Origin of the sequence: Burkholderia sp. Bp9143 (genome assembly GCF_003853645.1) — a bacterium.
Lineage (GTDB): Bacteria > Pseudomonadota > Gammaproteobacteria > Burkholderiales > Burkholderiaceae > Burkholderia.
Window position 1 is genome coordinate 1 of the sequence record NZ_QTPO01000010.1, and the last position, 18,141, is coordinate 18,141.

Below are 18,141 nucleotides of genomic sequence, written 5' to 3' on the forward strand. Positions count from 1 at the left end.
CCTTCGAGGAACGCGCGGATCGACGGATGCGTCTTGTAGCGCTGGAATTCCTCGAACGGCGACAGGTACGGGTTCGTGTAGCCGAGGCCGACCACGAAGCCGACCACGACCTGGTTGTTGTCCATGTGATACAGGAACGAGCCGCCGTACGTGTCCGACTTCAGCGGCCAGCCGGCCGTGTGGATCACGAGGCCCGGCTTGTGCTTGGCGGGATCGATTTCCCACAGTTCCTTGATGCCGATCCCGTACGCTTGCGGATCGGCGTTCGCGTCGAGCTTGAACTTCGAGATCAGCTGACGGCCCAGGTGGCCGCGGCAGCCTTCGGCGAACAGCGTGTACTTCGCGTGCAGCTCCATGCCGAGCTGGAAGTTCTCGGTCGGCTCGCCGTCCTTGCCCACGCCCATGTTGCCGGTGGCGACGCCCTTCACCGAGCCGTCGTCGTTGTACAGGATCTCGGCAGCGGGGAAACCGGGGAAGATCTCCACGCCCAGGGCCTCGGCCTGCTGGCCGAGCCAGCGCGTGACGTTGCCCAGCGAGATCACGTAGTTGCCGTGGTTCTGGAAGTTGGCGGGCAACGCCCAGTTGGGCGTCGTGATCGCGCCCGTCTCGGACAGGAACAGGAAGCGGTCTTCGGTCACCTCGACGTCGAGCGGCGCGCCGCGTTCCTTCCAGTCGGGGAACAGTTCGGTGATCGCGCGCGGGTCCATCACCGCGCCCGACAGGATGTGCGCGCCGATCTCGGAACCCTTCTCGAGCACGCACACGCCGATCTCGGTGCCTTTCTCGGCGGCCAGCTGCTTGAGCCGGATCGCGGCCGACAGCCCGGCCGGGCCGCCGCCGACGATCACGACGTCGTATTCCATCGATTCGCGCGGGCCGTACTGCGCGAGCAAGTCCTGTGTGGTCAAAATCCTGTCTCCTCCTGCGCCCCGACCGTTACGGTCAGAACTGGTCTTCCGTCAACGCGAGCACGCTCTCGTTGCCCTTCGCGCCGACGATCGACGCTTCGAGCCCGCCTGCCTGTACGAGGACGTGTTCCGCATAGCATTGTGCGATCGCGATCTTCGCATCGTAGAACGCCGTGTCGCTCGCGCGGTTCGCGTGCGCCGCCAGCAGCGCGCGCGCCATCTGCCATCCGCACAGCACCACGCCCGCCAGCTTCAGGTACGGCACGCTGCCCGCGAACACCGCGTTCGGGTCCTGCTTCACGTTCGCGACCACGTAATCCACCACCGTCGACAGCGAACGCGCGCCCTTCTCCAGCTGCGCCTTCATCGACGCGGCCGCCGCGCCGTCGACCTTGCCGAGCGCCGCGACGGTGTCGCCGATCTCCGCGATCAGCGCCTTCGCCACCGCGCCGCCGTCGCGCATCGTCTTGCGGCCGACCAGGTCGTTCGCCTGGATCGCGGTCGTGCCTTCGTAGATCGCCAGGATCCGCGCATCGCGATAGTACTGCGCGGCGCCGGTTTCCTCGATGAAACCCATCCCGCCGTGCACCTGCACGCCGAGGCTCGCCACGTCGTTCACCATCTCCGTGCTCCAGCCCTTCACGACCGGCACCAGATATTCGTAGATTGCCTGATGACGGGCCCGCGTCGCCTCGTCCGAATGGCGGTGGGCAACGTCGCTGTGCGCGGCGGCCACATAGGCGAGCGCCCGCGCGCCTTCGGTCAGCGCGCGCATCGTGCCGAGCATGCGGCGCACGTCCGGGTGGTGGATGATCGTCACCGACTGCTTGGCCGACCCGTCGACCGGGCGGCTCTGCACGCGCTCCTTCGCGAATTCCGCGGCCTTCTGGTATGCGCGGTCGGCCACGCCGATCCCCTGCATCCCGACGCCGAAGCGCGCGGCGTTCATCATGATGAACATGTATTCGAGGCCGCGATTCTCCTCGCCGATCAGGTAGCCGATCGCGCCGCCGTGGTCGCCGTATTGCAGCACCGCGGTCGGGCTCGCCTTGATCCCGAGCTTGTGCTCGATCGACACGCAGTGCACGTCGTTGCGCGCGCCGAGCGAGCCGTCCTCGTTGACCAGGAACTTCGGCACGATGAACAGCGAAATGCCCTTCACGCCTTCCGGCGCGTTCGGCGTGCGCGCGAGCACCAGGTGGACGATGTTGTCCGCCATGTCGTGCTCGCCCCACGTGATGAAGATCTTGGTGCCGAACACCTTGTACGTGCCGTCGCCCTGCGGCTCCGCGCGCGAGCGCACCAGCGCGAGGTCCGAGCCGGCCTGCGGCTCGGTCAGGTTCATCGTGCCCGTCCATTCGCCCGAGATCAGCTTCGGCACGTAGCGCCGCTTCTGCTCGTCGGTGCCGGCCGTCAGCAGCGCCTCGATCGCGCCGTCGGTGAGCAGCGGACACAGCGCGAACGACAGGTTCGATGCGTTCAGCATCTCGATGCACGGCGTCGCGATCAGCTTCGGCAGCCCCTGGCCGTCGTATTCGGCCGGATGTTGCAGACCCTGCCAGCCGCCTTCGACGAACTGGCGGAACGCCGCGCCGAAGCCGGGCGTCGCCGTCACGACGCCGTCCTTCCAGCTGCTCGGGTTGCGGTCGCCCTCGACGTTCAGCGGCGCCAGCACCTCGCCGCAGAATTTCGCGGATTCGTCGAGCACGGCCTGCGCCGTGTCGTAGCCGGCTTCCTCGAAACCCGGCAACTGCGCAACGGTGTCGATGCCCGCGAGTTCCTTCAGCACGAACAGCATGTCCTTGACAGGGGCGTTATAGCTCATGGTCGATGTTCCAATCAGGCGGTGAATGAGGCGCGCGGCCCGGGCGGCTGCGGCAAAACCGGCCAGCGCCAGGCGACGTCGTGACCCATCGTAATGCCGCGCCGGCGGTTTTCCATTGTCATATCCGGCCCACATGGTGACAAAACCGGCCATGCGATGCGCGGGGCGATGGCGGAAACGGGCGTCGGAGCAGGGTCTTACGGGCGCGGGTCTTCAGCGCACGACGACGCGCAATCGGCGTGCCGGCCGGATGGGTGGAGCGGTGAGGTCGAAGCGCCGGCGCGTCACGGTGGCGTGAACCAGCGGCAAGGGGCAAGGCCGGCGACGGGGCGCCGATCAGCGGAATCGCCAAAGGATGCCGGCCATGGGAGCCGGCGAAGGGAGCACGTTATGGGATCGCGCCCCGCACGCGACGAACCCGGCGGGACCGAACGATCCGGAATCCGGCACCGGATCGCGGAGCAGATGGCGGACGACGACCGGCCCGGGCCGGTGAAACGAGCCGGATGGCGCGCGGCATCCACGCCCACGGCGCGCCGGCCGCCCTCCGCTATCGCTTGTCCTGCGCGAGCACCGGATCGCCGAGATTCACGGAGACGGCCATCCCCTGCGGCGCCGCGTACTCGGTCATCCGGCGGCGCGACAATTCAAAGTGATCGCGGACCAGTTGCCCCGCCGCGTCGGCGTCCTGCCGTTCGAGCGCATCGATGATCTGGTCGTGCTGGACGACGGCGCTTTCGAGCGTGTGCTGCATCGTGTCCGTCGTCGGATAGCGGTAGAACATCTTCCCGAGCCGCGCGTGATCGATCAGCAGGCGGCGCAGGCTCGGCATCAGGTAGTCGTTCTGCGCGATCCGGCCGATCTCGAGGTGGAATTCGTCGTTGTAGAACACGCGGTTCGCGACGTTGCCGCTTTCGATCGCGGCGCGGAAATGCGCCTGGATCGTCCGCAGCCGCGCGATGTCGTCGGGTGTCGCGTTCAGCGCCGCCAGCTGGGTGGTCGCGATATAGATCACCGGCGCGGCAATGAAGAAGCTGCGCAGCGACTGGAAATTCATCGACGTGACACGCGGCGCCCGGTTCGTCTCCAGCTCGATATAGCCTTCCGCGGCCATCTGCCGGATCAGCTCGCGAATCGGCGGCCGCGACATGCCGAACTCGTCGGCCAGCGCCGCTTCGTCGATCAGCGCGCCCGGCGCCAGCTCCATGTTCACGATCCGGCGCCGCAAGGCCTCGCCCAGGGCCGACTTGCGATCGACCGTTTGTGCCACGTCCACCGGTGCCGACTCCCCACCCGTTCCTTTCATAACGCCCTCGTCACTTTGAAGCGCGTACTATACGGCCCCGTCCGGGGCCATGGCTAGCGCCGTTCCCTGTCCCGACGGCATGCGCACGATGCATGCGCCGCCTCCTCCTACCCCCTCACGAAAACCTCGCCTCGACGGCATGCGATACCTCGCGCCGCCGCTTCCGGTCTCCGTCGTCTCCACCATCGCCGTCGAACCGCCTCGCACGTTGAGGGTTAACCCTCGATTTCCGCGATTCGATTGTTAGACTATAGTTTGTCTACTAAGTATAGTTTATTGGACGCACGACAAAATTATTCTTCCCGGACAGGCGGATCGCGCATCAGGACACCGCCGCCGACGGCCCGGCGCCACCGCCCCGATCACCCGCACGGCCAGGGGCTGACATCGCCAACAAGGACATGGGCGCATTCGCACGCACGTGTCATTTCAACCAACGAGACACTGGATTCAGGAATGCTTAGGGTTACTTCGCCGACGGTAGAAGAGGTTGCGCAGCCTCAACGCGATGCGCGCAAGGTCCGGGTCGGCGCGCTGCCTGCCGACGACCAGGCGTGCGGCTGGTACCACACCAGCCCGCCGCGCGTGCCGCGGCCGTGCCACACCGGCACCACGAAGGCGCGCTGGGGCGTGATCGGCGCCGGCTTCACCGGGCTCGCCGCGGCGCGCCAGCTCGCGCTGAACTTCCCCGACGACGAAGTCGTGCTGGTCGACGCGCAGGAAGTCGGCTTCGGCACGTCGGGGCGCAATGCGGGCTTCGCGATCGACCTGCCGCACGACATCGGCGCGGACGACTACATCGGCGACATCGATACGGCGAAGACGACCCTGCAACTGAACCTGCTCGGCCAGTCGATCCTGCGTGCGCTGGTCGACGAACACGGGATCGATTGCCACCTGCGCGCGTCGGGCAAGTACCAGGCGGCGGTCGAGCCGCGCGGCGTCGCGGTGCTCGACGCGTACCGGCGCGGTCTCGACAAGCTCGGCCAGCCGTACGAAGTGATCGAAGGCAAGGACCTCCCCGCGCATATCGGCACCGGCTTCTACCGCAAGGGGCTGTTCACGCCCGGCACGATGCTGCTGCAGCCGTCCGCGCTGGTGAAGGGCCTGGCCGACAGCCTGCCGCCGAACGTCACGCTGCACGAGCACACGCCGATCACCGACGTCGAATACGGCGACAAGATCGTGCTCTCGCATGCCGGCGGCCGCATCGTCGTCGACAAGCTGGTGCTCTCGAACAACGCGTTCGGCATGCGCTTCGGCTTCCTCCAGCGCACGATGCTGCCGGTGTTCCTCTATGCGAGCCTCACGCGGCCGCTGACCGGCGCCGAGCAGGCGCGGCTGGGCGGCCAGCCGTTCTGGGGCGTGATTCCGGCCGACCCGTTCGGCAGCACGGTGCGCCGCACCCACGACAACCGCATCCTGATCCGCAACAGCTTCAGCTTCAATCCGAACGGCCGCCCGAACGACCGCCATCGCGAGCGCGCGCTCGCGCGCCACCGCCTGTCGTTCGAGCGCCGCTTCCCGATGCTGCCGGACGTCGGGTTCGATTACACGTGGAGCGGCTCGCTGGCGCTGTCGCAGAACCACAAGGGCTTCTTCGGCCAGCTCGCGCCGAACGTTTATGGCGCGCTCTGCTGCAACGGCCTCGGCATCACGCGCGGCACGGTGACGGGCACGCTGCTCGCCGACTGGCTGGCCGGCAAGCGCGATGCGCTGATCGACTTCCTGCTCGCGACATCGGGCCCGAACCGCACGCCGCCCGAGCCGTTCCTGTCGGCCGGCGTCAACGCGACGCTCTGGTGGGGTCAGCGCAAGGCCGGCATGGAGAGCTGAACCGGCCACCTCGCACAACCACCCCATCGCATCCAGGATTCAGCGATCGGGCGCCGCGCCAACCCCGCGCGCCCCACGGAGATCGCCCCCATTCATCAGGAAGGAAGGAGACAACAGCCAATGGCAAAAACGACGGTATCCATCGAAGACGTACCACTCAACGGATTTCACCAGTTGCTCACCGTGCGCTCGGGCGGCGGCTGGCTCATGGACGGCTACGTGCTCAGCATCATCGGCGTGGCCATGGTGCAGTTCTCGGCCGCGCTGCACCTGACCAGCTTCTGGGAAGGCATGATCGCGGCGTCGGCGCTGCTCGGCATCTTCGTCGGCGGCTTCCTCGGCGGCTGGCTGACCGACCGGATGGGCCGCCGCCGGCCGTATTTCTTCGGCCCGGTGCTGTTCATCGTCTGCTCGATCGCGCAGCTGTGGGTGCAGTCGGGCGAGGCGCTGTTCGTGCTGCGCTTCATCACCGGCATCGGCGTCGGCATCGAGTATCCAGTGGCCGGCTCGCTGCTGACCGAATTCATGCCGCGCAAGTACCGCGGCCCGCGCCTCGCGCTGCTGACGATCATCTGGTTCTTCGGCGCGGCGCTCGCGTACATCGTCGGCAACGTCCTGCTCGCGCAAGGCGGCCCCGACGCGTGGCGCTGGGTGCTGGCGAGCCCGGCCGTGATCGGCGTCGCGCTGTTCCTCGTGCGCATCGGCACGCCGGAATCGCCGCGCTGGTTGCTCAACAAGGGCCGCAAGGCGGAAGCCGACGCGGTGATCCGCAAGGTGTACGGGCCGTCGTTCTCGATCCGCAACCTGCCGGAAGAGCCGGTCGACCGGAAGATCTCGCTCGGCGCGCTGCTGCACTCGGGCTACGGCAAGCGCATGCTGTTCGTGGTGCTGTTCTGGACCTGCTCGGTGATCCCGGTGTTCGCGGTCTACTCGTTCGCGCCGCGTGTGCTGCAGGCGCTGCACCTCGAAGGCGACTGGGAAGCGTACGGCTCGGTCGCCATCACGCTGCTGTTCGTGGTCGGCTGCGCGCTCGCCACGCGCGTGATCAACACGCTCGGCCGCCGCGCGCTGGTGATCCACAGCTTCCTGTGGTCGGCGCTCGCGCTGCTGGCACTCGGCGCGTGCTCGAACGGCTCGGCCATGCTGATCCTGGTGCTGTTCGGCGCATACGCGTTGCTGATTGGCGGTGCGCAGGTGCTGCAGCTCGTCTATCCGAACGAAATTTTCCCGACCGACATCCGCGCGTTCGCGGTCGGCATGGGCGCGTCGCTGTCGCGCATCGGCGCGGCGGTCGGCACGTGGCTGGTCCCGATCGCGCTGCAGAACATCGGTATCGGCAACACGATGTACGCGGCGGCGGCCGTGTCGTTCGTCGGCCTGCTGGCTTCGGTCGCGCTCGCGCCCGAAACGGCATCGCTGTCGCTGCAGGAAGCCGCCTCGCTCAGTCATTGACCCGTATTTCACGCACGCCGCGACGGTCGCGGCGTCGGCATTACCCACGCAACGCTTACTTTCATTCCAGCGGGAGCACATCATGCAATTCAACGGCATCTACACGCCGGCCATCACGCCCCTGACCGCCGAAGGCGGCATCGACAAGGCGGCGTTCGCCGAGGTCCTCGAATACCTGATCGACGCCGGCGTGCACGGCATCATCATCGGCGGCTCGACCGGCGAATACTACGCACACACGATGCAGGAGCGCATCGAGCTCGGCGCATACGCGAAGCAGGTGATCGGCACGCGCGTGCCGCTCGTGATCGGCACCGGCGCGATCCGCACCGAGGATTCGGTCGAATACGCGAAGTCGGCGAAGGACATCAAGGCCGATGCGATCCTGGTCGGCTCGCCGCCGTACGCGCTGCCGACCGAGCAGGAAAACGCCGCGCATGCGATCGCGGTGGACCGCGCCGCCGACCTGCCGGTGATGCTCTACAACTACCCGGCGCGCATGGGTGTGTCGATGGGCCGCGAGTTCTTCCGCACCGTCACCGCCGCGTCGAAGAACTTCGTCGCGATCAAGGAAAGCTCGGGCAGCACCAGCCAGCTGCACATGCTCGCGCGCGAATTCCCGAACATCAGCGTGTCGTGCGGCTGGGACGACCAGGCGCTCGAATTCTTCGCATGCGGTGCGAGCAGCTGGGTTTGCGCGGGCTCGAACTTCCTGCCGGCGGAACACGTCGCGCTGCACCAGGCGTGCGTGGTCGAGAACGACTTCCGCAAGGGCCGCCGCATCATGTCGGCGATGATGCCGCTGATGGATTTCCTCGAGGACGCGGGCAAGTTCGTGCAGTCGATCAAGTACGGCAGCGAACTCGCCGGCCTGCGCAGCGGCGGCGTGCGCGCACCGCTGCAGCCGCTCGACGAAGCGAACAAGGCGGCCCTCAAGCAGATCGTCGCCGACGTGAAGCGCGAGATCGCGGCGGTCGTCGGAGGCCAGGCCTGATGGCGGAACTGCTCAGCGCATCGCAATACGCGGCCCTCGCGGCCGGACTGAAGCTGCCGACGCAGGCCTTCGTCGACGGGGCGTTCCGCCCCGCCAACTCCGGCAAGACCTTCGCGACGGTCAACCCGGCCACCGATCAGGTGCTCGCGCATGTCGCCGCGTGCGACGCCAGCGACGTGGACGATGCGGTGGCACGCGCGAAGGCCGCCTTCGCCGACGGCCGCTGGCGGCAGCTGCCGCCGTCGCAGCGCAAGTCCATCCTGCTGAAGTTCGCGGACCTGCTCGAACAGCACGCGCACGAACTGGCGACGATGGAAAGCCTCGACAGCGGCAAGCCGATCCGCGAATGCCAGAACATCGACGTGCCGGAGACGATCCACACGATCCGCTGGCACGCGGAGCTGATCGACAAGATCTACGACAACACCGCGCCGGTGGGCTCGAACGCGCTCGCGCTGGTGGTGCGCGAGCCGATCGGCGTGGTCGGCCTGGTGCTGCCGTGGAACTTCCCGCTGCTGATGCTGGCGTGGAAGATCGGCCCGTCGCTCGCGGCAGGCTGCTCGATCGTGGTCAAGCCCGCGACGGAAACCACGCTGACCGCGCTGCGCGTGGCCGAACTCGCGCACGAGGCCGGCGTGCCGGCCGGCGTGTTCAACGTGGTGCCGGGCGGCGGCAAGGATGTCGGCGAGCCGCTCGGCCGCCACCCGGACGTCGCGATGGTCAGCTTCACCGGCTCGACCGCGACCGGCCGGCGCTTCCTGCACTACGCGGCGGAATCGAACCTGAAGCGCATCGTGCTCGAATGCGGCGGCAAGAACCCGGCCGTCGTGATGCGCGACGTCGCGGACCTCGACGCGGTCGCGCAGCATGTGGTGAACGGCGCGTTCTGGAACATGGGCGAGAACTGCTCGGCGTCGTCGCGCCTGATCGTGCACGCCGACATCAAGTCGGCGCTGCTCGAGCGCATCGGCGTGCAGATGCGCGAATGGAAGATGGGCGACCCGCTCGATCCCGAGCACCGCGTCGGCTCGCTGATCAGCAAGGCGCACTTCGACAAGGTCCGCTCGTTCCTCGATCAGGCCGGCGCGGACAAGCTCGACGTGGTGTTCGGCGGGTCGACCGAGCAAGGCATCTTCGTCGAGCCGACCGTGGTGGACGGTGTGAGCCGCGACCACACGCTGTTCCAGGAGGAAGTGTTCGGGCCGGTGCTGGCCGTTACGACCTTCACGGACACCGACGAGGCCATCGCGCTCGCGAACGACTCGGTCTACGGGCTCGCGGCGTCGGTCTACACCAGCAACCTGAACGACGCGATTCACCTGTCGCGGTCGATCCAGGCCGGCGTGGTGACGGTAAACTGTTTCGGCGAAGGCGACATCACGACCCCGTTCGGCGGCTACAAGGCTTCCGGCTTCGGCGGCCGCGACAAGTCGATCTGGGCGCACGACCAGTACACCGAGATCAAGACCATCTGGATCGACGTACCGACCCGCGCCGCATAATCTCATCGACACGCAGCACCCGCATGCCGGCCGCGATCGCCACGAGCGATCGCGGCCGGTTTGTCGCATCTGCCGGGCAATCGGCCCGGCGCAACGTATTCACCCGGTATTGGCAGGAAACACGCATGAACAGCAGGAACAGGGCGACGCTGATCGGATTCGTCGCAATCGTTTTATGGAGTTCGGTGGTAGGGCTGATTCGCGGTGTCAGCGACAGCTTCGGCGCAACCGGCGGCGCCGCGATGATCTACACGGGGGCGGCGGCGCTGCTGCTCGTGACGACCGGGCTGCCGCGGCTCGGCGATTTCCCGCGCCGCTACCTGCTGTGGGGCAGCGTGCTGTTCGTCGCGTACGAATGGTGCCTGTCGCTGTCGATCGGCAACGCGCACACCGCGCGCCAGGCGATCGAGGTCGGCATGGTCAATTACCTGTGGCCGACCTTCACGATGGTGTTCGCGATCCTCTTTCTCCGCCAGCGCGCGAACCTGCTGATCGTGCCGGGCGTGATCCTCGCGATGGGCGGCGTCGGCTGGGTGCTCGGCGGCGAGCACGGCTTCGATACGGCCGGCATGGTGGCCAACGTCGTCGACAACCCGCTCAGCTACGGGCTCGCGTTCGCCGGCTCGCTGATCTGGGCCGCCTATTGCACCGTGACCATCAAGATCGCGAACGGCAAGAACGGCATCACGCTGTTCTTCATCCTCGTCGCGCTGTCGCTGTGGATCAAATACCTGCTCGACGGCGAGCACACGATCGTGTTCAGCTTCAGTGCGCTCGCCTGCTTCGTGCTCGCGTCGGCGGCGATGGGCTTCGGTTATTCGGCATGGAACATCGGCATCATGCGCGGCAACGTCGCGATCCTGGCCGGCGTGTCGTACTTCATTCCGGTCATCTCGGCCGGCCTCGCGGCGCTGCTGCTGGATGCGTCGCTGTCGTCCAGCTTCTGGACCGGCGCGTTCTGCGTGTGCGGCGGCTCGGTGCTGTGCTGGCTCGCGACGCGCAAGCGCGCGCCGCGCGCCGCCACGTCGACGCGGGCGGAGCAGTGCACGTAACGGCCGTGCCGATCGTGCGCAGGCTCCGGCCGGACGCGTCGCGCCGATGGGGCGCCCGTCAGATCCCGTGCGCGTCGAGGCGCCCCGCATACCAGTCGACGAACTGGTCGACGTAGTTTTCGGTGGACGGCGAGTACGGGCCCGGAATGTAGCCCGGGTCTTTCGCACCGCGGTGGTTGATCGCGACCAGGCTCGCGTCCTGCGCATTCGTCGCGACCCAGACCTCGGTCAGCTTCGTCAGGTCGTAGTCCACGCCTTCCACCGCGTCCGCATGCACGAGCCACTTCGTGCGGACCAGCGTCTTTTCCGGCGTGAGCGGAATGATGTAGCTGATCATCGCGTGGTCGCTCATCACGTGCGTCCACGAGTTGTGCGTCCACATGTGCGTGTCGCCGAGGTCGCGGCGGGTGAGCTTGCCCAGCAACTTCTGCGACGCCACCTTGGTGTCCATCGTCTGCGACTCGCCGTGGCCCGCGATCAGCAGCCGCTCGGTGCGGAAATGCGTCGCGACGTCACCGGACAGCGCTTCGACCGCCTTGCACAGCCACCCTTCGCTTTCCCAGTCGCGCTGCGTGTCGGCATTGAGCTTCTCGTAGGCTTGCTGGGCCTTCAGCGACGCCTCGTCCATGTCGTCCGCGCTGGAACCGGTCGACTCGGGCAGGAACGACTGCGTCAGCTCCGGGTGCCCGGCCTCGCAGTGGTAGCACTCGCGGTTGTTCTCCATCACGAGCTTCCAGTTGCCGTCCTCGACGATCTCCGACTCGAACGCGATCTTCGTGTTCTGCAGTTCGTACGGCGCGAAGCGCGGCCCCATAGTTTCCTCGAGGTGCGCGATGTCGGCCGGCGGTTCATCGGCAAAGCACACGAGCACGTGCGTGCCGACCACCTTCACATGCACGGGCAGAAGATTGCGGCAGGTGCGGTCGAAATCCTTCCCCATGTGCTTGGTGTGACGCAGGCTGCCGTCGAGGTCGTAGGTCCACTGGTGATACGGGCACACGAGCATGCCGACCGTCGACTTCCCTTCTTCCTTCAGACGCGCGCCACGATGGCGGCACACGTTGCGATACGCACGGATGGCTTCGTCGTCGTCGCGCACGATCATGACCGACGCGTTGCCGATGTCGACGACCGACACGTCGCCCGGCTCCGGGACGTCCGCGGTCACGCCGACCACGATCCAGTGCTGGTGGAAAAAGATGTCGACGTCCGTCTCGAATACATCGGGCCGGCTGAACACTTCGCCCGGCAACCCGCAGCCCGGCTCGCGGCCGCGCACGAGTTCGCCAAGGGGTTTCAATTGAACGTCTGACATCGTCTTCTCCAACGTTGATGGGGAAGCGGGACATCGATCGATCCCGCGTTAGCCGCAGTATTGGATTGCCGGAAAAACGCGTCAATGCGCTTTATTTTCCCGGATTCATTACATTGGATTATGGGTCGACGGGGGCGGCGAGACGCGGCCTTCCGCTGCGATTCCGGTACGGCCTCACGCGCAAAGAAAATCCCGCGCCTCGGGCGAATCGCGCACGAGGGTCGCGGGACAAGGCAGTTCACCGCAGGCAGCCAAACCGCGTCAGTGATAAGGATGATCAAGCAATCGAACCGAGCGATGGCGCGTGCGCATGACATCCGTCGCGCTCACGTCACGCGACACCGGCGGCGTCCTTCAACAGGTCGATCAGCTTCCGGATCGTCGGCGTGACCGAGCGTCCGTGCGGCACGACCAGGTAATACGCGTCGTTCAACGGCAGCGACACGTCCATCAGACGCACCAGCTCGCCCGACGCCAGATGCTCGTGCAGCAACCGGCTCCACCCCAGCGCGACACCTTGCCCGAGCAACGCAGCCTGAACCGCGTCCGGATACAGGCAGGTGCGCACGCCGTACTTGAGCTTGGCCGGACGCGCGCCGACGGCCCGGAACCACTTGTCCCAGCTCAGCCAGCCCTCGGACGTCGAGTCTTCCTCGATGAAGGTCATGTTCGCGAGCTCGTCCAGCGAACCCGGCGTCCCGTACCGGTCTCGCCACGCGGGCGAACAGACCGGGAACACCTGTTCGTCGAACAGCTGATGCGCGGTGCCGTCGCTCCACTTGCCGTCGCCCCAGCGCACCATGGCGTCCACCTCGGTGTGACGCAGATCGGCGGTAAACATCGTCGTCGTGAGACGGATCCGCAGGTTCGGGTGCAGTTCCTTGAGTTGCGCGAGACTCGGCATCAGCCGGAAATGCGAGAACGCAGCGGTCGTGGCGACCACCAGTTCCTCGTCTTCGATGCCGGTCGACAGCCGGTCGAACACGCCGGCGATCTTGCCCATCGCCTCGGCCACGACCGCATGAAGCGCCGCGCCTTCGGCGGTCAGCGTCGTCGCGCGGTGCAGGCGGTCCAGCAGGCGCACGCCGAGCAGTTCCTCGAGCAGGCGTATCTGCCGGCTGACCGCGGCCTGCGTGACGCCCAGCTCGGCGGCGGCCTGCGTGAAGCTGCGCAGCCGTGCGACGGCCTCGAACTCCACCAGCGCCGTCAACGAAGGGATGAGTCGCCGATACCCTTTTGCACCGTCCATGTGCGCTTCACCGTGAACTTGTGTTGTATGAGGCTGAGTTGCCCGTTCCGTATACGCCGCCGACGGGCGGGCGGCAGATCGTGCCGCCCACCCTTCGGTGTCCGAATCGCAGAGAACGGATGACGATCTCGCGCTCGCGATCGCCGTTACAGCGACGCCTTGATCTTCTCCGCGGCAGCCGGCGTCACCCACTTCGTCCACACGTCCTGCTTTTCCTTCAGGAAGCGCTTCGCGCCGTCGTCGCCGGTGGCCTGATTGGCCGTCATCCAGAGCATCACCTGTTGCAGGTCCGCAGTCTTGAAGCTGCGCGTGTTCAGATACTTCATCACGTCCGGACTGGCCTTGTCCGCGAACGACTTGGCGACCAGCGTATACAGCTGCCCGACCGGCCAGCCCGTCGGCTTGGGATCGGGGCAATTGGCCACCGTCGTGCAGCGCTTCCATTCCGCCTGATCGACCGGCACGCCAGCCTCGAGCTTCACCATCTGGTACTTGCCGAGAAGCGAAGTCGGCGCCCAATAAACACCGAGCCACCCCTGCTTCCGCTCGTAGGCCTTCGCCATCGACCCGTCCAGCCCCGCCGCGGACCCTGTATCGACGATTCGGAATCCGGCCTGTTGCGCCTTATAGGCCTTGAACAGCTGGGCAGTGTTGACCGTCATCCCCCATCCCTGCGGGCCATTGTAGACGGCGCCCTTGCCGGGATTTTCCGGGTCGGGGAACAGCTCCGGGTGCTTCAGCGCATCCGGAATCGTCTTGATCTCAGGATGCGCATCCGCGATGTACTTCGGGATATACCAGCCGTAGACCGCGCCCTCCTGAATGGTCTTCGCGCCCATCACGATCTTCTTCTCGTCGATCCCGCGCTGCACGATCGCTGGCAGCAACGCTATGGCCCCTTCCGACACGACGTCCGGCTTGCCCTTGTCGACCATCGACGTAATCGTCGGCACGGTGTCCCCGATCACGGTATTGACCTGGCAGCCGTAGCCTTCGCCGAGGATCACCTTGTCGACGGCCGCCTCCAGCTCCGCACTTTGCCAGTTCATGCTCGCGATCGTCACGTTTCCGCATCCGGCAGCATAGGCGTGCGAGCCGCCGAAGAAAACGCCGACTGCGGCGAGTGCGCCAAGATATTTCAGTTTCATTGCAGTTTCCTCAAAGTTGCCGGACCTTCCCCGGTATGCGTTGGTCTGTACGCCCTTCCGTGTCCGGTGCGAACCGGAAACGGTCGAGCGCATTACTGCGGGCACATGCGATCGTTCGAATCGCCGGCCTGATGGAAAAACGTGGTGTCAAGCAAGCGTCACGGGGCGCTCACCCGCGCACCGCCGCGACGGAGGCCTCCACCCGCGCACCCGCGTCCGGCTGCACGTGCGGCAAGTCGGCTGCGTCTTCCGGCGTCGCCAGCGCGCAGGCCAGCTGGCGCAGGTCGACCGTGCCGAGCGGATGGCTGCCTTCGCCGACGACGGTCAGGCGATCGATGTCGGGATCGCGCGTGAGCATCGACAGCGCGCTCTCGAGCGTCGTTCCGGCCGCGACACGCATCCCGGCCGTCGCCGCGCCCGTGCGCAGCGGCGCCATCACGTCCTCGACACAGACCACGCGCCCGCGATTCACCTGCCTGACGAAGTTGGTCACGTACTCGTCGGCCGGGCGCAGCACGATGTCCTGCTTCGTGCCCTGCTGGACGATGTTGCCGTCGCGCAGGATCGCGATCTGGTCGCCGAGCCGCAGCGCCTCGTCGAGGTCGTGCGTGATGAAGACGATCGTCTTGCGGATTTCCTTCTGCAGATCCAGCAGCACGGTCTGCATGTCCATCCGGATCAGCGGATCGAGCGCCGAGTACGCTTCGTCCATCAGCAGCACGGGCGCGTCCATCGACAGCGCGCGGGCGAGGCCCACGCGCTGCTGCATGCCGCCGGACAGCTGGTTCGGATAGCGTTGCTCGAAGCCCTTCAGGCCCACGCGTTCGAGCCATCGCATCGCCGTGTCGACCGACGTGTTGCGCGCGACGCCGCACACTTCGAGACCGTAGATCACGTTCTCGAGCACGTTGCGGTGCGGCAGCAGCGCGAACTTCTGGAACACCATCGCCGTCTGGCGCCGGCGGAACTCGCGCAATTCCTTCAGCTTCATCTTGCACACGTCGACACCGCCGATCAGCACCTCGCCGGCCGTCGGATCGATCAGCCGGTTGATGTGGCGGATCAGCGTCGACTTGCCCGAGCCGGACAGGCCCATGATCACCTGGATGGAACCGGCGGGAATGTCGAGGTTGATGTTCCTCAGCCCCAGCACGTGGCCGGTCTGCGCAAGCAGTTCCGCCTTCGACAGGCCGTTCTTGACGGCATCGACATGGGACGCGGCTTTCGGTCCGAAGATCTTGTAGAGATTGCGGATCTCGATGCCGCCGGATTTGATGTCAGCCATGGACCACCTCCTGATGCTTTTGAAGCCGCTTGCCGTAGGCCTGGCTGACGCGGTCGAAGATGACGGCGATGCCGACGATCGCGAGGCCGTTGAAGATACCGAGCGTGAAGTACTGGTTGGCGATGGCCTTCAGTACCGGCTGGCCAAGCCCCTGGACGCCGATCATCGCGGCGACCACCACCATCGCGAGCGCCATCATGATGGTCTGGTTGACGCCTGCCATGATGGTCGGCAGCGCGAGCGGCAGCTGCACCTTCACGAGCCGCTGCCAGCCCGACGAACCGAACGCGTCGGCGGCTTCGATGATGTCCACGTCGACCAGCCGGATCCCGAGATTGGTCAGGCGGATCATCGGCGGGATCGCGTAGATCACGACCGCGATGAGGCCGGGCACGCGCCCGATGCCGAGCAGCATCACGACCGGAATCAGGTAGACGAAGCTCGGCATGGTCTGCATCACGTCGAGCACCGGGTCGACCAGCTTGCGGATCCGGTTCGACTTCGCCATCAGGATGCCGATCGGCAAGCCGATGAGGATCGACAGGAACGTGCAGACGAAAATCATGGACACGGTTCGCATCGTGTCCTCCCACATGTCGAGATAGCCGATCGCGGCCAGCGTGACGAAGCAGCCGGCAACGATCTTCCAGTTCCGGCTCGCGACCCATGCGACCGCGAGCACCAGCAGCATGATGATCGGCCACGGGGTGCGCGTCATGAAGTGCTCGGCCGCCGTCAGGAATTGCTGCAGCGGCTGGAACGCCGCGTCGATCGGGTCGCCGTACGCGGCGGTGAAGGCGCGAAAACCGTCGTCGATCGAGCGCTTCATGTTCAAAAGCGCGTCGTCCTGCATGTGCGGAAACGTGTGTATCCAGTCCATTTTTTTCTCCATCATTCCGATACTTGCCAATGCGCCGGCGTGTCGGGGTTGTCGTTCATTCGATGCCGGCCGACCATTCCTTGACGCTCAGGTTGGCCGTCGCCCCGATCGTCAGGAACGGTTGCGGCGGCAACCGCTTCGGCGCCGCGAACCCGCGGAACACCTGTACGAGCCACGAGTCCATGCCCAGCGCCGCCTCGGCGGCCGCGATGCCCGACGCGGTCGCCTTCGTCGCGCCGACGCCGTTGCAGGCGATCGCCGCGAAGATGCCCGGCTCGATTTCGCCGAACGCCGGCACGCCGTTCCACGTCAGCGCCATCGCGCCTGCCCAGCGGTACTCCATCGGCACGCCCCTGAGCATCGGGAAACGTGCATCGAACTTGCGGTCGTGGACCCGGCCGGCGCGGGCGATCGCGCCTTCGGTCACCTGCAGCCGCGGGTTGTACGTATAGCGCGAGCGGATCAGGATCCGGTCGCCGTCGTCGCCGCGCACGCGACGCACCGTGGTCCCCATCGGGAACGCGGGCGTCGCGGCCCAAGCGCGCTCGCCGCCGAGCCGCGATGGATCGAATGCCTTCGTCATCGATGCGTACGTGTAGACATGCAGCAGCACGCCCGGAAACAGGCCGAAACTCTGCGCGTGCCCGTTGTTCGCCAGGATGATCTTGCCGGCGTTGACCGCACCGTTCGGGGTCTTGATGCGCCACGATGCGCCCTGCCGCTCGAGCGACAGCGCGGGCGTGTTCTCGAAAAGCCTGATCGGGTCGCCGAAGGAATCGGCGAGGCCCCGGATGTAGGCGGCCGGCTGGATCATCACGGTGCCGGGCGTAAAGATCGCCGACGTGAACGACGTCGTGCCGGTGACCGCCGCGATCTCTCTTGCATCGAGCAGACGATATGGTTCGTTGACCTTATCGAGCTGGACCGCATAAGAGGCGACGTGCTTGTCGCCTTGCGGCCCCATCGCGACGTTGTACTTGCCGCACGGGTCGAAGACGTCCTTGCCCCAGCCCTTCTCGAGCGCCAGATCGCTGGCGAGTGCGATCGCCATCCGGTGCACCTGGATGTCGTGCCGCCGCTCGTTGCTGCCCGAGCCGCCATAATCTTCCGACGATACTTCGTGCGGCAGATCGATGATGAAACCCGAATTGCGGCCCGTCGCGCCTTCGGCGACTTCGCCGGCTTCCAGCACGACGACCTTCAGGCTGGGATCGAGTTGCGACAGCCGCCGCGCCGCGGACAGGCCGGCGAAACCACCGCCGATGATCGCGATGTCGGCGTTCACCGTGCCGGTGAGCGGCGCGCGTGGCGCCCGCGGGGGCAGCATCTCGACCCAGCCTGACTTGCCGAGGTGCTGCGGGAGTTTGCTCGCTACGAACATGATGGTTC

Annotated in this window: 14 protein-coding genes; 5 read left to right on the plus strand and 9 right to left on the minus strand. The window is 66.4% G+C overall.

Annotated elements, in window-relative coordinates; genetic code table 11:
- The 3 genes from DIE23_RS09440 to DIE23_RS09450 form a co-directional block, all read right to left on the minus strand.
- The coding region (locus tag DIE23_RS09440; RefSeq protein WP_409364227.1) for an NAD(P)/FAD-dependent oxidoreductase at window positions 1-863 on the minus strand (863 nt) is incomplete at its 3' end.
- A 79-nt stretch (window positions 864-942) separates the two neighbouring features.
- Window positions 943-2,733 (minus strand): acyl-CoA dehydrogenase, encoded by a 1,791-nt coding sequence (locus DIE23_RS09445; protein WP_124611868.1) that lies wholly within the window; start codon window positions 2,731-2,733, stop codon window positions 943-945.
- Between the two features lie 550 nt (window positions 2,734-3,283).
- Window positions 3,284-4,009: a GntR family transcriptional regulator gene (locus tag DIE23_RS09450; RefSeq protein WP_260436010.1), complete on the minus strand. Its 726-nt coding sequence runs from the start codon at window positions 4,007-4,009 to the stop codon at window positions 3,284-3,286.
- Between the two features lie 663 nt (window positions 4,010-4,672).
- On the opposite strand from DIE23_RS09450, the gene DIE23_RS09455 reads away from it, so the two are divergent.
- The 5 genes from DIE23_RS09455 (at window position 4,673) to yddG (ending at window position 10,875) form a co-directional block, all read left to right on the plus strand.
- On the plus strand, window positions 4,673-5,875 hold the full coding sequence (locus DIE23_RS09455; RefSeq protein WP_260436021.1) for an FAD-binding oxidoreductase: 1,203 nt from the start codon (window positions 4,673-4,675) through the stop codon (window positions 5,873-5,875).
- Between the two features lie 120 nt (window positions 5,876-5,995).
- Window positions 5,996-7,327, plus strand: coding sequence for an MFS transporter (locus DIE23_RS09460; RefSeq protein WP_124611871.1), 1,332 nt, complete (start codon window positions 5,996-5,998; stop codon window positions 7,325-7,327).
- 82 nt (window positions 7,328-7,409) lie between these two features.
- On the plus strand, window positions 7,410-8,321 hold the full coding sequence (locus DIE23_RS09465) for a dihydrodipicolinate synthase family protein (RefSeq protein ID WP_124611872.1): 912 nt from the start codon (window positions 7,410-7,412) through the stop codon (window positions 8,319-8,321).
- The gene (locus DIE23_RS09470; protein WP_124611873.1) at window positions 8,321-9,823 is read left to right on the plus strand and encodes an aldehyde dehydrogenase; all 1,503 of its coding nucleotides are present in this window, start codon (window positions 8,321-8,323) and stop codon (window positions 9,821-9,823) included. The genes DIE23_RS09465 and DIE23_RS09470 overlap by 1 nt, the downstream gene beginning before the upstream one ends.
- A gap of 125 nt (window positions 9,824-9,948) precedes the next feature.
- Window positions 9,949-10,875 carry an aromatic amino acid DMT transporter YddG gene (gene yddG, locus DIE23_RS09475; RefSeq protein WP_124611874.1) on the plus strand — a complete coding sequence of 309 codons (927 nt, stop codon included), beginning with the start codon at window positions 9,949-9,951 and terminating at the stop codon, window positions 10,873-10,875.
- Window positions 10,876-10,933: 58 nt separating this feature from the next.
- Here yddG and DIE23_RS09480 read toward each other — a convergent pair whose 3' ends face one another.
- From DIE23_RS09480 to DIE23_RS09505, 6 genes are all read right to left on the minus strand, one after another.
- Window positions 10,934-12,190, minus strand: a complete 1,257-nt coding sequence (locus DIE23_RS09480) for an SRPBCC family protein (RefSeq protein WP_124611875.1) — start codon at window positions 12,188-12,190, stop codon at window positions 10,934-10,936.
- A 331-nt stretch (window positions 12,191-12,521) separates the two neighbouring features.
- On the minus strand, window positions 12,522-13,439 hold the full coding sequence (locus DIE23_RS09485; RefSeq protein ID WP_124611876.1) for a LysR substrate-binding domain-containing protein: 918 nt from the start codon (window positions 13,437-13,439) through the stop codon (window positions 12,522-12,524).
- Between the two features lie 146 nt (window positions 13,440-13,585).
- Window positions 13,586-14,587, minus strand: coding sequence for a glycine betaine ABC transporter substrate-binding protein (locus DIE23_RS09490; protein ID WP_124611877.1), 1,002 nt, complete (start codon window positions 14,585-14,587; stop codon window positions 13,586-13,588).
- 169 nt (window positions 14,588-14,756) lie between these two features.
- A complete protein-coding gene (locus DIE23_RS09495; protein WP_124611878.1) occupies window positions 14,757-15,872 on the minus strand; it encodes a glycine betaine/L-proline ABC transporter ATP-binding protein in 1,116 nt (371 codons plus the stop codon).
- Window positions 15,865-16,752, minus strand: a complete 888-nt coding sequence (locus DIE23_RS09500; protein ID WP_069227432.1) for a proline/glycine betaine ABC transporter permease — start codon at window positions 16,750-16,752, stop codon at window positions 15,865-15,867. Before DIE23_RS09500 ends, DIE23_RS09495 begins: the two co-directional genes overlap by 8 nt.
- 55 nt (window positions 16,753-16,807) lie before the next feature.
- Window positions 16,808-18,133, minus strand: coding sequence for an FAD-binding oxidoreductase (locus DIE23_RS09505; RefSeq protein ID WP_124611879.1), 1,326 nt, complete (start codon window positions 18,131-18,133; stop codon window positions 16,808-16,810).
- Between the last annotated feature and the right edge of the window lie 8 nt (window positions 18,134-18,141).